Origin of the sequence: Mesorhizobium sp. M1396 (assembly GCF_040317725.1) — a bacterium.
Classification (GTDB): domain Bacteria; phylum Pseudomonadota; class Alphaproteobacteria; order Rhizobiales; family Rhizobiaceae; genus Mesorhizobium.
The window spans coordinates 1-15,840 of record NZ_JAMYLA010000060.1; the positions used below are offsets into that span (position 1 = coordinate 1).

Here is a 15,840-nt window from a genome sequence, read left to right on the forward strand (position 1 = left end):
TTCTCTGATCGTAGGAGGTGAGATAGCAGGCGCCTGAGATGCTTGGTTAGTGCCCATTGGCTTGCTCCTTTAGTGCGTGATCTAGGATGGCGATGCCATGATCGAGTTCGTCGTCGGTGATGGTTATCGGTGGTAGGACTTTGATGACGTCGCGATTTGGTCCTGAAGATTCGATCAGCAGGCCATCTTCGAATGCGACATCGTGCACACGGCCGACAACGGCCTGTGAGCGGCATTTGAGACCGGCCATCAGACCGCGGCCGCGCTTTTGTTCGATGCACGTGGGAAATTTCGCAACCAGGCTGTCAAGGTGTCTTTGCAGTTTGGCGGCTGTCCGCTCGACGCGCGCGGTAAACTGCGTGTCGGACCACAGTTTGCACATCGCCCCTGCAGTCACGAAGGCGAGATTGTTGCCTCTGAAGGTCCCGCTATGTTCTCCGGGATTCCAAATGTCCAGGTCGGGCCGAATCAGAACGATGGAGAACGGACTGCCTGAACCGCTTAGGGACTTTGAAAGGCATACGATGTCGGGATCAATACCCACGAACTCGAATGAGAAGAACTCGCCCGTTCGTCCCGCACCCGCCTGGATGTCGTCGACGATCAAAACAACACCGTGCTTGCGGCAAATGCGCTGAATTTCCGTGAGCCAAGCAGCAGATGCAGTGTTCATGCCGCCTTCTGCCTGAATGGTCTCCAGAATGACTGCGGCGGGCTTTTCAATGCCGCTGCCTGGGTCGCCCAATACGAAGTCTATGTAGCTCGCGGAATCGAAATCTTGGTTCGGATATCCGTCGTAGGGTATACGGATCACATCGTGACGAGCAACACCGCCCAATTCCCTGGTCGATGCCGAACCCGACACCGCCAGAGACCCAAGCGACATGCCATGAAACGCATTCGTGAATGCCATGACGCTCGAGCGGCCGGTATATTTGCGCGCCAGCGCCAGCGCCGCTTCGTTAGCGTTTGTGCCGGTCGGGCCAGGAAATTGTATCTTGTAGGAAAGCCCCCTGGGCATCAGGATCGAATCCACAAACACTTCGATAAATTCACGTTTTGCCACTGTATGCATATCGAGCGATAGAAGAATGTTTTCACCAACAAGGTAATCAATTGCTGGTGCAATAATATCCGGGTTGTTGTGGCCGTAGTTGAGCGCACCCGATCCTACAAGGAAATCGATGTATGGCTTGCCGGCTTCGTCCCAGATTGTCGCTCCAAGGGCCCTCGTAAAGACTGCAGGAAACGACCGCCCGTAGCGACGAACGTTGGACTCATGAGCTGCAAAAACGTCAATATTCATTTCATTGTCCTCTGCATGTAGGCGTCGCATTCAGCAAGACAATGATTAAATGCGGTTGCCTGGTCGCGCTGTTGAACCGTTTCGCCGAGGAGACCAGAACAGGCGTGGCGGAGTTTTGGAAGGTCGGTAACCTCAGACCTGTTTGTAATGATGACATACTCCTCCAAAATCCGCGACAAAACGGACACAGACTTGCGCGGCAGCTCATTGCTGTGCAGATGCATTTGGACACCATCGCCGTCGTCACGCTGTTCCACATGCCGATATCTCCCGGTCGGTGCGTGTGGAACGGCTCAGTTCTAAAGGGCTCGCGCGGATATGGATACTACGGCATCTGGTAGTTGACGCACGAGCGCGTCGATTACCGGCGAGCAGAGTCAACCAATCAGTTCGCCCGCCCGATGGAGCCGCGCCAGAGACCCCGTCTCCATGCGCTCGGCCGACCGTTTTCGAATCAGGGCGCGCGCAACTACCATGCCGTCGTGACCAAGGACGGACGCCTGTCAGTCCGGCCTCAAAGCATCCTTTTTCCCAGGCCGGCATAAACCTCATCAGGCAAGCCGCCAAATCCTGACCGCCCGCAAATCTGCCCCGGTTACAGTGATCCTGTCGGGAATCCGACATTGAGGGGAACCTTGTGACGCCGGCCGATTTGTACGTCGTATCGCCGTTTGCCGGTAGGTTAATAGGGCAGCCCACATCGGAAACTTCTGTTAGGCAGGGCCGACCACGGGTGATTTATGGACTGCGCGGAAACGGCTGTTGCCATCTCCCGGCGGCACGGATCTCGCTTAGCTGATCAGCGTTCAACGGCTCTGAACTTCTCCAGTATCGAGTACATCCATCTTGTGGATGCATCGGATCAAAACAAACGATTTTACGAACAACCGCGGGCATGAAAAGACCTCGCTTCGGCGGCGCCTACAGGAGGTTTCTCGCCGTGCGAGATGGAGGCGAACTCGTCCTGCATCTGACGACAACGGACCGCGGCACTCGATGTAACCCGCATGCCTTCCTAACATCACCAGAGGCTCAGACTCCAGCTAAGACGGTCGTACAGCGTTGATTATAGCGCACAGCTAGTCATTCCCACGCGCCGTCGACTATTCCTGCCCGGAAATATCCGAAATGAGTTTACCTCGGCGTACAGCATTCATCACAGGTATCACCGGCCAGGACGGCGCGTTGCTTGCTGAACTGCTGCTTTCGAAGGGCTACATGGTGCATGGCCTGAAGCGGCGAGCCTCGCTGATCGGGAATACCCAGCGCATCGACCAACTCTATCAAGATCCCCATGAGGACCATCCCGACATGGTCCTGCATTACCGGGACGTGACGGATGCGACAAACCTGATCCGTCTCCTGCAGGAGACGCAGCCCGACGAAAACTACAATCTGGCTGCGCAAAGCCACGTGCAAGTCTCTTTCGAGACCCCCGAATATACAGCCAATGCCGACGCTCTCGGCACACTGCGGCTGTTGGAAGCGATCCGCATTCTTCGCCTTGAGGACAAGACCCGATTTTACCAGGCCTCCACTTCCGAACTCTACGGTTTAGTCCAAGATACCCCGCAGAAGGAGACTACTCCGTTCTATCCGCGCTCGCCTTATGCGGTGGCGAAGCTCTACGCCTACTGGATCACCGTGAACTACCGCGAGGCATATGGGCTCTATGCCAGCAACGGGATTCTGTTCAATCACGAAGGCCCGACGCGCGGCGAGACGTTCATCACGCGCAAGGTGACGCGCGGTGGCTGCGATTATGGCCGGCAAGCAGGACTGCCTCTATCTCGGCGACCTGGAGGCAAAGCGCGACTGGGGTTCGGCGCGCGACTATGTCGAGGGCATGTGGCGCATTCTGCAGCACCATGAGCCTGACGATTTTGTGCTCGCGACCGGCGAGTCGCATTCGGTCCGCAGCTTTGTCGAGGCTGCCTTCAGGCGGGTCGGCAAGGAGATCGTCTGGGAAGGCGAAGGTGTTGACGAGGTAGGCCGCGACCGCAGGAGTAACCAGGCGCTGATCCGGATAGACAAGCGTTATTTCCGCCCGACCGAGGTTGACCTGCTAATCGGTGATGCCTGCAAGGCGGCCACCAAGCTCGGTTGGAAGCCGAAGACCACTTTCGACGAGCTCGTTTCGGAAATGGTCGGGCCGAGTGCCGCGCCTACGGGATCACGCTCGCTTGACGTGAAAAGACGATGATTTCGTTGGAGGCAATCATTTGGGTCGCCGGCCATCGCGGTATGGTTGGGTCGCACTGGTGCGCCGGCTGTCCGGCATGCCCGAGGTAAAGATCCTCACGGTGGACAGTCGTGATCTCCACCTGACCGGTCGCGCAGCGACGACCCCTGGTTCAAGGCACAACGTCCCGACCTGATTTTCATGGCCGCCGCTAGGGTCCGGGAATCTGAACGTCCAATCTCGCGATCGAGCTCTCGACGATCGCGGCCGCATTCGAGGCGCTCGTCGAGAAGTTCATGCTACTCGGCACGTTCTGCATTTAATTTGCGGCACAAGGAAGCTCGTTGATGACCCCGATGCCCAAGTCGACGAAATCGGCGAGGCTTTCATCACCATGCCACGATGGGCATCGCAGCCCAAGACTTCCTGATCTTCAAGCGGGGGGTTTCGCCGCGCCGGTCTCGCGACTTGCCCTAACCGAGGGTTATCGTCCCAGATGCTCCGCTTTCGCGGCCTGAGCGACACTTTCCGAATTCGATTGCAACGGTGCGCACACGGTTGATTGCCACTCTCATTGACAACCCTGCCACTACGCCCGTGCTGCACAGCTCCGATGGCCCGACAATCGCATCCGAGACATATGTGACGCAGTAAGACTACTAGAGGCGTTTTGACGTCATCTGCGTTATCCGGCGCCGAAGAGTCCCATTACTATTTCCAGCGCCTCGTTCGTCATTGAGAGTTGCAACCGCACGCCGGCGTACTGGGAGAGGGCTAGGATGGTATGGCGTTCAAGAACTGCATCTCCTGGAATACTAGAATGACCGGATTGCGATCACCATCGATTTCTCAAGCAAAGTAGTCCTTCTAATATCTGCTCAATGTTTATGGTTGTTCCCACGGCGCTAAACTTGAGCACTGACCTTGTTATGGCGCCTCAAGGCAGCAGCAGCGATATGGCCAGCATTTGATCGCGCTGGAGCAAATCTTCATTCGTCACCTCATCAAGCTCTGGCGGCTCGGATCCAACTTCCTTGCAACTGCCGAAATGCTCAGCCCTTTGGCCAGCTCGGCTAACGCAGCCAGACCGCCAGATCAGAAGGAGCACGCTTGCGAAATACGCGAGCTGAAGGAGCAGCGAACAAGTCAGCGTCGTGACGACTACTGTGCCGATGGAATGAGAAGCGAAGTAGACGGTCAGTGCGGTGCTGCACAGCACCAGCCCCAGGACGCGGCAAAACATTCTAAAGGGCAACGCCGTTCTCCTGGTTTTGTCTCCTCAGATCATGCTGCGACCTGGTCGGCCGCAACATGGGTCTGGCAGTTCTTCGGGCAGACGCGGGCGCAGGCTCCGCAGCCAATGCAGCGGCCGGCATGATCGACGACCATGATCATGCGATTGAGCTCGCCATCGAAATCGTCGTCCCCGTCGTCGCAGGGGCCGAGGATCTCACCCGTGTCATCGACGCCGTAAAGATGCATGACCTCGCGCGAGCAAACTTTGAAACAGCGACCGCAGCCGATGCAGGTCGTGCCGTTTATAGCGGTGAGATATTCCGGCACCCATCCGGAGCCGTCGCGGGTGATAAATGTGTTCGTCATCGTAACTTCTTCATTGAAGCGAGCTCTCTCCTGGCACCATCCAACTCGGCAAAAACGGCCGACGTTTCTTCGGCAATTTCCTCTATCTCCGTCCATTTTCCCGGGAGATCCTCGGCAAGGTCGCGCAATTTCATCTTGGCAAGTGCCGCGCGCAGCTGAAGCTTTCGGAATTTCTTCCCCATCTCATCTAGCTTTGACATAAATCCTTCCTTGAAATCGGTTTCTTCACGCCCCTGCCATCTCGGGATAGGCTTCAATGGCTGCAGGCGCCTCGTCGACCAGTTTCGTACCGGCCCCCGCGGGCTTCCTGAACGTCTCGAAGCCGAACCGGTGGATGTCTCGACAGAGCGACCAACTGCCCGGCCGTGAAAAGCAATCGTCCGAACCCCCCTGGGTTTCATCTCCATCGTTGGCGATGTCATCAGGCCGGAGCGCTCCTCGATTGTAAGCCCGACGGCCGTGTAAAACGTGTCGAGCCTCCACAGCACGTCCGGATCGGGATCGCCGATGATGGGGATCGCACGGCGGTATTTTCTGGTGACGATGAAGTCGGCCAGCCGCGTGGAGTCCGATTTGCCTTTCCCATGAGCCGCAGGAGTCTTGAGCACGGATCAGCCGCACGAGGCATCTGACAAAAGGCATGGCAAGGGCCGCCTCGTCCTCGTTGACCGGATGGCTGACCGCGGCATCAGACATTTCGCCTTCTCCTCATTTCAGTCCTCGTCCTCGATGGACGATTTCTGTTTTCTGGGACGCCTACTTCGGGCACACTTGCGCAGCCGCTGCATGGCTCGGCGCCGCTGATTCCACGCAATTGATGTCCCTCGGGCCGGCCTTGAACACGTCCTCGACTGCGAAGTCTTCCACGCGAATTCGCGTCGAACATCGCTTCCGCCGCAATGCGGGAGGCCATGAAGATTCGAGCCTCGATCCTGCTGCAAACGATCGACCAAGTGCTGCATGGACCTCCTTGCTGCGGTCACGCCAGGGAAATGGACGAAGTGGCCAGTAAGCCCTTTCGACATTACCGTTTTTTATCTTTCTTCCTCGGCCGACCGCGCTTTGGCACGTTCGGGAAACTGTTTTGCGCAGCGGCAAAGAGAGCGCCGCAACAAGCCTTCGCACCCCTGTACTTGGCGAGGGCCTGCAGCAAATCCGGCAGATGCTGCTCTTTCAATTCGGCCGGGATAGGCTCCGGACCGTCCAGCGACGTCAGTGCCAGTTCGACCAACTCGATCGCGCGATCATTGTTGCCGTTCTCGTGATAGTACCGGGCGACCGCGGGATAGGACCGGAACTTAGGACTGTCGCCTTGCGGGGGATTCAGCGCCAGGATGTGTTCGGACAGCTCCTTGCCCATCGCGAAGCGCTCAGCAGGGGGAAGGCGCGAATGGTCATTGGCCGGATGGAAAAGTTGGTCTAGCGCCGAAACCATCCAATCCTCGGAATTTTTGTCGATCGCGTCCCGAACCAATTGGCGCATCACGGGCAAGCCGGTCCACATGTCTTGCATTTTTTGAAGCAACAGATGCGCATGAGCCAGGCGGAAATTGAGGTCGTCCGGCATCAAGGCAATGCCCTCTTCGATCGCCCAGAGCGCCGTCTTCCAATCTTCCAACTTCACCGCCGCCCAGAACCTGTCATCGATCGGCTTCTTCAACGCTTGTTCGCGCGCCAGGGGTTCGCTTGTGGCGATCCGCTCATGATCGGCGGCTTTCGCCTTCTTGCTGGTACGCCAGCTGCCGTTGAGCACTTTCGGCAAAACCTCACCGAGTTGGCTCGGATGACCGATAAAGGCGATGCAGCCGTCTCGGTCGACTACGAACGAGGTCGGAACCCCGACGCAAAAGCTGGGTTCCCTCCAAAGTTTCTTCATTTCGCCTGTGAAGTCGAACGCAATCCGATGATTCAGATCCGGGCACTTTTCGGCCAACCACGCGTCCAACTTGGTCCGGGCCTCGACGGCCGTTGGAGCATCTTCATCAGCCGCGATCCCGACGACCTCAAGTCCGCCGTCCCTGTATTTCTCCTGTAGCTGCATCAGCTCGAGCATCTCCGCCGCAGATAGTTCGCACCAAGTTGCCCAAAATTCGACGATATAGACTTTGCCGGGCTGGAAGTCCGCAAGGGGCTCGCCACGCAGCCAGTCCTCCACTTTGATCGAAAGAGCCGGTGACCCCATCCGCAACATCATCTTGCCCTCCAAAGCTATTGCCAAAGGTTACGTGACCTTATGCGCAAGCTTGTTCCCCTTTGAGACGGGGCACGAGGGCTCAACGAAGGGAGAGCATTGTTCGTCTTGCGCATCTGCGTGCAGTCAGCCTTCACTCAGTGTTGCTGAACTCAATTCGCAAAGGCCGTGCCAACCCGCTCAGCGTGCGGTAAACGCTTGATTATGCTTTGAAAAGCTTCTGTGGCGCCCAAGATCGCCGGTGTATTGGACGCGACATATTTTCCGCCACTGTCAGGTCTTGGACACGCATCACCCGCTTCCCGTCGGCGCAGAAGCGTGGCCACCGACGTCTCGACATATAGGGACGAACAGATGCATGACCGCGTTGGCTACCGCCAGCCTCGTCATCATCGTCCGCCTCAAGCCTTGCTTGAGCTTCTTGTCGTTTCGGTCGCTCAGGTGGTGGCGCAACGCCATTGCGATTGCAGGCGCCGCTCCATCCGAGCATCGCCTCTGCCCTACCTCTTCCGCTTTGCGCTTGAATTCCTGCTGGCGACGCAGGAGTTCTTCACGACGACGCCGGTTATGTCCGGCTGCGGGTCGCGAGTACCGTTATCGCCAGATGATGATCGTGGGGAAGAGAGCCAGGATGAGTGCCGGCCTGTGCCGGGCCGGTGAACTCTCCCGGATCCTACTTTTGTTGTTCTGTGTCCCTGTGCGCAGGCCCTACAGGGACCTCCTGGTGCGAATGTGAGCGTTGTCGGAATTGGCCCGCCTGAAGGCCGCTAGGTCGCCACGCGACGGGCCAAGGCAGACTGAAAACGCCGAAGATGCGGCCGCCCTCGCCGCTGACGGCTACCATCCCAGGCGATGCTACGTGATTGATGCCACCGTTCGCGCCGAGGGCCGGCAAGAGCCCGACCGCCGGACTCGAAGGTCGGTGCGTTGGCCGCTGCACGGTCGTTTCCGTGTTCGGTTCCCGGCCAGTGGTGAGGGAAATCGTGATAACGCTAATACGAAGAGGCTATGGTCCGAACGCGGCCTGCCGCGCTGAAACGACTCTCTTTCTCGACCTGACGCCGGCTCGAGTATTGGTGTTTTGAGCGCATTAAGGACGCCTGGCCTCTGCCCGGCCGTTTGTCTGCGCGTTACGTTGTCTCGGCGAGCAGACACCGAGCGCGTAGAGGCGTCCGGGCAATATCTTCGCGACGGCGCTTGCAAGTTGCTCATGAGCTTCGCGAAACCTGCTCGTTGCGGCGACCTTCCTCCGACCTGGTATCAGGGTAGGTGACCAGCGGAGTAGAGCTTGGATAGCATCGGTGCTACTTCAGAACCCGTCAGCGGGCCAAAAAAAGCGGCAAAGGCGTGCCAACTATCCATCTTATTACGCTACCGGAGAGCCGCTCGCGCAACCAGCGGCTGCCATAAGCGCCCATGACGATCACGTCGGCAGACGTGTCGATTGCGTGCTGCGCTAGCACCGTGGCCACCGGTTTGCCGCGGCTCGCCAGCCGGTCGACCCAAACCCGAGCACCGTGCCGAGTGAGATAGGCAGCGATGTCGGCTCCCGGCTCGGCGCCCTTTCCGGTGCAGGTCGCCTCCGGATCGACGACTGCCACACGAACTTCCTCAGCACCGGCTAGCAGATGCAGCGCTTCTCGAATCGAACGGGACGCCTCGACTCGCGAATCCCAGCCGACCAGCACGCGCCGTGGAGACAGAGTCGCCTCAGCGCCCTCCGGTACGACAAACACCGGCTTTCCGGTGTCGAACAAGCTGCCGTTGATAACAAGGGGTCCGAGACTAGTCTCGTTGAGAAGTGCGGGGCCGACGATTGTCAGGTCGGTGCAGAGCGCCCGCTGTCGCACCGCGTCACCGACGCCAGCCTTGTCGCAGTGTTCGGTGTCGACATCATAGCAGCGCCACGTGGCTCTCAGCACTTTGTGAATTTCCCTGGATGTCTTTTCCAGGTTGGCCATGTCCTGTGAAAATTGTTCCCGTGCGGCAATGTGGTGTGCGCGATGTCTAGACCACTCGGGGATGCCACCGCCCAACGGCGGAGGGGACCCAATAAGCGGAGGCGACATCAGGAGCGGCGGGGGCGATATAATTAGTACGGAAAGATACGCGCCGACCTCGGCGCACAAGCGAGCAGCTATTGCGACGTCCTGATCGGAATGGTCAGCTCCCGTCACACTGAGTATTTTCTTGAAGGCCATCTGACTGCTTCCCCCTGAGATGTCGGGCCCGTAGCGCGTTTCGAACCGCAAGACTTGCCTTCCAACGAAGACGGAGAGTGGCACACCATCCGTTCGCGATTCAGTCGTCCAGCTTCTCGAGCGAGTAGCCGGCAGACCTGACAGTACGAATGACGCTCCCTGGCGAGGCCGCCTTCAGCGCCTTTCTGATCCGGCTGATATGGACGTCGACAGTGCGTTCACCGACATGGATATTGTCCGGCCAGGCCGCGTCGATCAGCTCGTCTCGGCTGAAGACCTTGCCGGGAGCCTCAAGAAATTGCCGCAGCAGGTTGAATTCGAGAGGTCCGAGGTGGATGTCGTGGCCATTGCCGCGAACTCGGTGAGCATCGAGCTTCATCTCAAGGCTGCCGCAGCAGAGCCAGCTGCCATTTTCGATCCCGTTTGAACCCGGCTTCGGTAGCGCCAGCTTCGTCCGTAGACAGTCGAGCAGCTTGGCCGGCGCGAAGGGCCGCACAAAGCTCTCGTCAATACCTGCCTTCAAGAGATCGAGGTGCTGGTTCTCGGCGCCGGGCGCGATCAACGCAATGACGGGCAGGAGGCCAGTCCGGGGCTCCTCCTTGAACCGGGCGCAGATTGTGGAGCCTGTCGCGCTTGCTGGCCCGCAATCCAGGACTACCGCCTGGAGCTCCCGTTGGTCGGCAAATGCAAGTGCTTCCTTCACGCCGCCTGCCGGCTCACTCGTGAAGCCGTCCACCCCCAGAATGTGGCTGAGGAACAGATACAACTCCGCATCTTGCGAACAGATCAGTACCACTGGCTTCATCAGCGCTACCCCAAGAACCATATCGGCCTGGACCGCCTCAATTGAGAGGGCTGGCCACCGCATGTCCTCAAGACCTGACATGATCCCCTCGATCGAAAGTCGGTTGCATCACGCCCGCGCCACCTCGGGATGAGCCTCAATGGCTGCGGTGGCATCGCCGGCCAGTTTGGTACCGGCCGCGGCGAGCTTCCAGAACGTCTCGAAACCGAACCGGTGGACGTCGCGCAGGGTCTTTGACAGAACGACCAACCGGCCGGCTGTGAAGAGCACGCGCCCGAAGCCCTCATGGCTCATCTCCATCATCGGCGATGCCATCAGGCCCGTGCGCTCCTCAATCGCAAGCCCGACGGCGGTGTAGAACTTATCGAGCCTCCACAGCACGTCCGGATCGGGATCGCCGATGATTGGAATTGCACGGCGCTGTTCCCTGGTGATGATGAAGTCGCCCAGCAACTCGGCGTCCGATTTGCCTTCCCATGACCCGTGGGAATCATTGGCACGGATCAGCCGCACGAGGCATTTGACGAACGGGGTGGCAAGGGCCGCCTCGTCCTCGGTGGCGGCAGGGCTAACCTCGGCATCAGACATTTCGCTCACTCCTCATTTCAGCCCTCGTCCTCGAAGGAGGGTTTCTGTTCAGCGACACCTGCCTGCGCCAGCACCTTGCGCAGCCAAGGGGGAGGACAGGTCCTGAGCATCATCTGCGTGCGCAACAGCACCTCTTGGATGGTCTCGGGCTGCGGCACTTTGATCGGATGAATTTTTGCCGAAACAAGTTTGGCTGCCGAAGGTCCGCCGATCGCCCGACAAAACAGGAGATGACAGCCCTTCAGCGCCTCCACCTTCGGGGTGATGCGGTCATCGCCCTCAGTTCGGTGCTTCCCGCTCTCGTCGGAAACGTCATCGAAGGCCACGGCTTCGACGAGCTTCCACTCCTCGCGCATCACGTCGTAGACAGCAAAGCGCCTGGCCGAGCCGAAATGGGCGTTGATGTTCTTCATGTCCTGCGTGGCGATTGCCACGCGCAATGCGCCGGCTTGGCGTTCCGGCGTCGGTGCGTGAACCTCGTCAGTGACGAGCGAGAGGCGGCGAACGGAGCTCATCTGGTATTTCTCGCTTACGCAGTGGGTCAGGCGCTTCAGGCGTTGGCGCGTGCCGGTTGGCTTCAAAAATGCCGGCAACCTCGAAGATCAGGTCGCGGGTCCCCTGGTAGAGGATTGTGAGCTTGTGCTGGCTGCCGAGTCGGTCGAAGATCGGGAAGCCGACCCGCATGAGCGGAATGCCGAGGCGCTGCGCCGCCTGGCGGCCGTGGGAATGAGTAACGAGAAGATCAGCGCCGGCGCTAAGCGCTTCCAAATCGCCGAGATCGCCGATTTGAACCGACTGCGCCGGCACTTCCTCCAGAATTTTCGACATAGCGGCCGTTGTGACCGCCGCCGCGATTTCGGAGCCCATGGCGATGAAGAAGCTCGCGAGTTGGTAGAGTTGGTCTGGTTCAGCAGCGATCGCAATTTTTTTGCCTCCAAATTGGAAATGTCCGTCGAGCAACGCGTCCTGCAACTGCGCCCGCCGGCGGCGCACCCCAGCCGGCGCCGCCGCGCCCGAAACGGCGCACAGCAGCGAGACGAACCGGTCGGCGTCCTTCAATCCAGTCAGCGACCGGAACAGCACGTAAGGCACGCCGGTCAACCTCTGCAGCAGCTCGGCCGGGCGGCGCATATGCTCACCGATGGCGACGCATTGCACAGCCGTGCCAAGCTCACGGATATCCTCGACACTGGTGCCGCCATAGGTGGTCGTGACCCAGCGGTCGGGCACCGTACCGTCGAGCGAGCCAGAGACGTCCGGCAGAATCACGGGCTTCAGTCCAAAGCTCTCAACCATCTCACGCAAATGCTCGATATCAGCCACAGTGAGGTTCCAGCCAGGCAGGATCACGATCTTCTTCGACTGCCGCGCCTGCTCGCCGGGACGCGTAATCCTTTCGATCATTGCGGTGACAGCCTTGGCCCAGCCCTCTTCGATCGCGCCGTCGAAATCCGGTGTGTTGGCTAGCACCACCTCCGTACCCGCGAGTTCTTCCGTGCGCTTGAGCCTGATATTGGCGATATCTCCTGCGCAGTCTTCGCCCCGGGTTTCCACCAGCGCCGTGGTGCAGACCCCGATCAGCGTTGGCTCTGTGCGGGCCTTGAGATTGAGGATCGCCTCTTCCAGATGGTCTGCCCCGCCGAGGATCGTCGCCACCTCGTCCATCGCCGTTGTCTGCAGGGGGATGGCTTCCTTGAAATGTCGCACGAAGAGCACGAGCGCGAAGCTGGTGCACCCTTGGCTTCCGTGGAACAACGGCATCGCGCCGTCGACGCCAAGAAAGGCCAAGGCGGCACCCAGCGGCTGCGATGACTTCAGCGGATTGACCGCCGCCGCTTTGGTCTGGGGAAGGATGCGGACCATCGGCTTTCCTCAACACTCGCCGAAATCGTCGGCTGTCGTGCCGGCGAATTCCTGGACAGCATGCAAGGTCACGGTATCGCTTCTCGTGCGCGGCCGTTCCTGCCTCACCGTAGGCTGGCAATCCCATGGTGCCGGCTCCCGCACCTGCGCCCAGATCGGATTGTGAATGGCGATGTCGATCTGGCGTACGAGTTCCACCATGCCGTCATAGCCGGCGTAAGGGTGTTGGCGCTCCTGGTTGATATCGAGCCAGGGTGTCTTGGCCTTCAGCGCGATGAATTGCGTGCGCCCGCCCGACAGCAGGATATCCGCCTTGCGTTCTGAGAGCATGGCGTAGAGCTCGGGCGGCGCCATCTGCTCAAATATGTGGTTGTCGTCCTTGAGGATCTGCTTGATGCGCGCCTTGTCTTCGACGGTCGACTTCTTGACAGAGGTTCCGACGATCTCGATCCCGATCTCCATCAGCGCATGGACGACCGACCAGGACTTCACGCCGCCAGTGTTGAGCAGCACGCGCTTGCCTGCGAGCCTCGGCTCGTAGGCCGCTAGCCTCTTCCAAGCGATCGCCTCTTCCTCTGCAATCAATACCTCGGTACGGCCGAGGATCTCCGGATCGGCACCCTTCTTCACGAGCAGCTGAGATATTTGTCGGAGCGCTTCAGACGTGGCGCTGATGCCGTAGAAGGAGCCCTCGAAAAACGGGATGCCCCAGCGCTGCTCCATCTTGCGGGCCAGATTGATGAGCGCGGTCGAGCACACCATCATAGCCGCCCGGGCGCGGTGCGCGGAAGCAATGTCGAGGTAACGTGCGTCACCCGGGATGCAGGCGCGCACCCGGATCCCGAGCCGATCCAGCAGCGGCTTCACCAGCCAGAATTCGCCCGAGAGGTTGAATTCGCCAAGAATGTTGATGTCGTAAGGGCCGGTATCGTCGGGCTCGACCGTGCCGATGACATGCTCGAGCAACGCCTCGCCGGCAAGCTTGTTGCCGAGATTCTTGGAGCCGACGAAGCCCGGCGCATTGACCGGCACAACGGCCACGCCGAACTTTTCCGCCGCACGCTTGCAGACGGCCTCGATGTCGTCGCCGATCAGCGCCGTCACGCAGGTCGGATAAACGAAGATCGCCGGCGACCCATACGCTTCCTTGACTTCATGGATCGCTTTGAAGAGCTTCCGCTCGCCCTGCCCCATCACAACATTGAGTTCGGTGAGGTCGGTCGTGAAGCTTGTGCGCCACAGCGTTGGCCCGGACGAAGCCGCACCGCGGTTGTCCCAGGAATTGCCCTCGCAGGCGAGCGGCCCATGGACCAGGTGTGCGACGTCGGTGATCGGCTGCAGTACGATCTTGGCGCCATCGAAGGCACAGCCGCCGGCCGCCGCCCCGGGGGTCAGTGGCTTCGAACAGCCCTCCTTGCGCGCCTTGGCATCCTTGCCGCGGTTCTTTTCGCAGCCAGGCTCGTTGAAGACATCCTGGATTTTGGCTCTGAGCAAGGACATTGCGTCGGTCTCCAAAGTCCCTCGGGAAGACGACCGGCCGAAGCCGACCGTCACGCTTAGCGGGTGAGGTCATACGAATAGTCCGTCACGCCCGTCTCGCTTGTCTCGCGATCGAGCTTGTCGAAGATCTTGTCGAGGATCGTCGTCAGGACGCGCAGCCCGCCCTGGTAGCCCATAAGGGCAAAGCGATGGTGATGGTGGCGATCGAAGATCGGAAACGTCAGCCGGATTAGCGGCGTGCCCGTGTCGCGCTCCAGATACTTGCCATAGGAGTTGCCGATCAGCAGGTCCACCGGCTCGGTGAAGAGCAGCGAGCGCAATGCCCAGAGGTCCTTGCCCGCCCAGACTTGAGCACCCTTGCCGAAGGGCGATGATGCAAGCAGCTCCTTCAACTCCGCTGCCCACGCCGAGGTGCCGTTGGTGGCGAGGCAATGGCTCGGCTCGCCGCCCGTCTCCATGATGAAGCGGGCCATGGCGTAGACAAAGTCCGGATCGCCGTAGACGGCGTATTTCTTACCGTGCAGCCAGGATTGGCTGTCCGCCATGGCGTCAACAAGTCGGCCGCGCTCCAGGCGGATTGCCTCGGGGATTTGCTTGCCGGAAATCGCGGAGACCTCCATCAGCAAGTCGTCGGTCGCCTGGACTCCAAGCGGGTAATGAAACGAGGCAGTCGCCTGCCCTACCCCCTCGCAATACTCCAGTGTTTTTCGGGTGTTGTAATGCTGTAGCGAAAGTGTCGCCTCGGCGTTGAGTGCCTTCCTCACGTCTTCGATCTTCGTGCCGCCGTCATACATGCGGTATTCGCCGTCGGACGGCGTGTCGAACTGGTCAGAGGCATCTTGGATGAAAGTATAGGACACGCCTATCAGATCGAGCAGGCGCTTGAGTTCCCGGTTGTTGCCGACACAGAAGCCGTCGAAGCCCGGAATGATGTTGATGGTTCCGTCGGCTTCCGTTCGCTCCTCGCCCTTCCAGAAATGCTCCAAAATCCCCTTGAGGGTGACGTCGTAGCCATCGACGTGACTGCCGACGAACGCCGGCGTATGGGCGAAGGGGACGTCGAAGTCGCGCGGGACCGAGCCTTCGTCCTTGGCGTTCTCGATGAAGCTGTGCAGGTCGTCGCCAATGACTTCCGCCATACAAGTGGTCGAGACGGCGATCATCTTCGGGTTGTAGAGTTGGTACGTGTTGGCGAGCCCATCGACCATGTTCTTCAGACCACCGAACACTGCCGCGTCCTCGGTCATCGAGGAGGAAACTGCCGAAGCAGGCTCCTTGAAATGGCGCGACAGGTGCGAGCGGTAATAGGCCACGCAGCCCTGGCTGCCGTGGACGAAGGACATGGTTCGCTCGAAGCCTGCGGCCGCGAACACCGCGCCGAGCGGCTGGCAGGCCTTGGCAGGGTTCACGACAAGCGCTTCGCGAGCAAGGTTCTTTTCGCGGTATTCCCACGTCTTGGTGAATTCGCGCTGGTCGGTAACGACCTGGTCCGGGTGCGGACATTCGAAATTCAGCCTCTTCTCGGCGAGCATCTGCCTGTATTCCGGCTCGCGGAACAGGGGCGCGTGGTCGAGAACTTTTTCAGCCGACTGCGGCATGGGT

13 protein-coding genes and 2 pseudogenes are annotated in these 15,840 nt (G+C 59.6%); 1 reads left to right on the forward strand and 14 read right to left on the reverse strand.

Features of this window, described 5'->3' with window-relative positions:
- Nucleotides 1-46: 46 nt before the first annotated feature.
- Together ectB and NKH02_RS28905 are read right to left on the reverse strand one after the other, a co-directional pair.
- Nucleotides 47-1,306 carry a diaminobutyrate--2-oxoglutarate transaminase gene (ectB, locus tag NKH02_RS28900; RefSeq protein ID WP_352883091.1) on the reverse strand — a complete coding sequence of 420 codons (1,260 nt, stop codon included), beginning with the start codon at nt 1,304-1,306 and terminating at the stop codon, nt 47-49.
- Nucleotides 1,303-1,563, reverse strand: a complete 261-nt coding sequence (locus tag NKH02_RS28905) for a hypothetical protein (protein WP_352883092.1) — start codon at nt 1,561-1,563, stop codon at nt 1,303-1,305. Before NKH02_RS28905 ends, ectB begins: the two co-directional genes overlap by 4 nt.
- Before the next feature lie 871 nt (nt 1,564-2,434).
- On the opposite strand from NKH02_RS28905, the pseudogene gmd reads away from it, so the two are divergent.
- Nucleotides 2,435-3,509 (forward strand): annotated as a pseudogene (gene gmd, locus NKH02_RS28910) (GDP-mannose 4,6-dehydratase).
- Nucleotides 3,510-4,425: 916 nt separating this feature from the next.
- On the opposite strand, the gene NKH02_RS28915 reads toward gmd, so the two are convergent.
- From NKH02_RS28915 to nifK, 12 genes and pseudogenes are all read right to left on the reverse strand, one after another.
- A complete protein-coding gene (locus tag NKH02_RS28915) occupies nt 4,426-4,743 on the reverse strand; it encodes an exopolysaccharide production repressor protein (protein WP_352883093.1) in 318 nt (105 codons plus the stop codon).
- Between the two features lie 29 nt (nt 4,744-4,772).
- Nucleotides 4,773-5,090, reverse strand: a complete 318-nt coding sequence (gene fdxB / locus NKH02_RS28920; RefSeq protein WP_352883095.1) for a ferredoxin III, nif-specific — start codon at nt 5,088-5,090, stop codon at nt 4,773-4,775.
- Entirely contained in the window at nt 5,087-5,290 is a 204-nt protein-coding gene (locus NKH02_RS28925; protein WP_352883096.1) for a CCE_0567 family metalloprotein, read from the reverse strand. The genes fdxB and NKH02_RS28925 overlap by 4 nt, the downstream gene beginning before the upstream one ends.
- Nucleotides 5,291-5,315: 25 nt before the next feature.
- A pseudogene (locus tag NKH02_RS28930) lies at nt 5,316-5,786 on the reverse strand (NifX-associated nitrogen fixation protein).
- Between the two features lie 328 nt (nt 5,787-6,114).
- Nucleotides 6,115-7,284, reverse strand: coding sequence for a TlpA disulfide reductase family protein (locus NKH02_RS28935; RefSeq protein ID WP_352883098.1), 1,170 nt, complete (start codon nt 7,282-7,284; stop codon nt 6,115-6,117).
- 1,316 nt (nt 7,285-8,600) lie between these two features.
- A complete protein-coding gene (locus NKH02_RS28940) occupies nt 8,601-9,242 on the reverse strand; it encodes a universal stress protein (protein WP_352883099.1) in 642 nt (213 codons plus the stop codon).
- 340 nt (nt 9,243-9,582) lie between these two features.
- Complete coding sequence (locus NKH02_RS28945) at nt 9,583-10,368, reverse strand: winged helix-turn-helix transcriptional regulator (protein ID WP_352883100.1); 786 nt, start codon at nt 10,366-10,368, stop codon at nt 9,583-9,585.
- Nucleotides 10,369-10,395: 27 nt separating this feature from the next.
- Entirely contained in the window at nt 10,396-10,875 is a 480-nt protein-coding gene (locus NKH02_RS28950; protein WP_352566278.1) for a NifX-associated nitrogen fixation protein, read from the reverse strand.
- A gap of 17 nt (nt 10,876-10,892) precedes the next feature.
- Nucleotides 10,893-11,390: a nitrogen fixation protein NifX gene (nifX, locus tag NKH02_RS28955; protein ID WP_352607313.1), complete on the reverse strand. Its 498-nt coding sequence runs from the start codon at nt 11,388-11,390 to the stop codon at nt 10,893-10,895.
- Complete coding sequence (gene nifN, locus NKH02_RS28960; protein ID WP_352883101.1) at nt 11,356-12,738, reverse strand: nitrogenase iron-molybdenum cofactor biosynthesis protein NifN; 1,383 nt, start codon at nt 12,736-12,738, stop codon at nt 11,356-11,358. Before nifN ends, nifX begins: the two co-directional genes overlap by 35 nt.
- A gap of 9 nt (nt 12,739-12,747) precedes the next feature.
- Nucleotides 12,748-14,238, reverse strand: a complete 1,491-nt coding sequence (gene nifE, locus NKH02_RS28965) for a nitrogenase iron-molybdenum cofactor biosynthesis protein NifE (RefSeq protein WP_352883102.1) — start codon at nt 14,236-14,238, stop codon at nt 12,748-12,750.
- A 56-nt stretch (nt 14,239-14,294) separates the two neighbouring features.
- The gene (gene nifK / locus NKH02_RS28970) at nt 14,295-15,836 is read right to left on the reverse strand and encodes a nitrogenase molybdenum-iron protein subunit beta (protein ID WP_352883104.1); all 1,542 of its coding nucleotides are present in this window, start codon (nt 15,834-15,836) and stop codon (nt 14,295-14,297) included.
- Nucleotides 15,837-15,840 lie beyond the last annotated feature (4 nt).

Bases quoted from the DNA above. Each gene is read 5' to 3' on its own strand.
- ectB (WP_352883091.1), bottom strand. From the start codon at position 1,306: ATGAATATTGACGTTTTTGCAGCTCATGAGTCCAACGTTCGTCGCTAC.
- fdxB (WP_352883095.1), bottom strand. From the start codon at position 5,090: ATGACGAACACATTTATCACCCGCGACGGCTCCGGATGGGTGCCGGAA.
- NKH02_RS28925 (WP_352883096.1), bottom strand. From the start codon at position 5,290: ATGTCAAAGCTAGATGAGATGGGGAAGAAATTCCGAAAGCTTCAGCTG.
- NKH02_RS28935 (WP_352883098.1), bottom strand. From the start codon at position 7,284: ATGATGTTGCGGATGGGGTCACCGGCTCTTTCGATCAAAGTGGAGGAC.
- NKH02_RS28940 (WP_352883099.1), bottom strand. From the start codon at position 9,242: ATGGCCAACCTGGAAAAGACATCCAGGGAAATTCACAAAGTGCTGAGA.
- NKH02_RS28945 (WP_352883100.1), bottom strand. From the start codon at position 10,368: ATGTCAGGTCTTGAGGACATGCGGTGGCCAGCCCTCTCAATTGAGGCG.
- NKH02_RS28950 (WP_352566278.1), bottom strand. From the start codon at position 10,875: ATGTCTGATGCCGAGGTTAGCCCTGCCGCCACCGAGGACGAGGCGGCC.
- nifX (WP_352607313.1), bottom strand. From the start codon at position 11,390: ATGAGCTCCGTTCGCCGCCTCTCGCTCGTCACTGACGAGGTTCACGCA.
- nifN (WP_352883101.1), bottom strand. From the start codon at position 12,738: ATGGTCCGCATCCTTCCCCAGACCAAAGCGGCGGCGGTCAATCCGCTG.
- nifE (WP_352883102.1), bottom strand. From the start codon at position 14,238: ATGTCCTTGCTCAGAGCCAAAATCCAGGATGTCTTCAACGAGCCTGGC.
- nifK (WP_352883104.1), bottom strand. From the start codon at position 15,836: ATGCCGCAGTCGGCTGAAAAAGTTCTCGACCACGCGCCCCTGTTCCGC.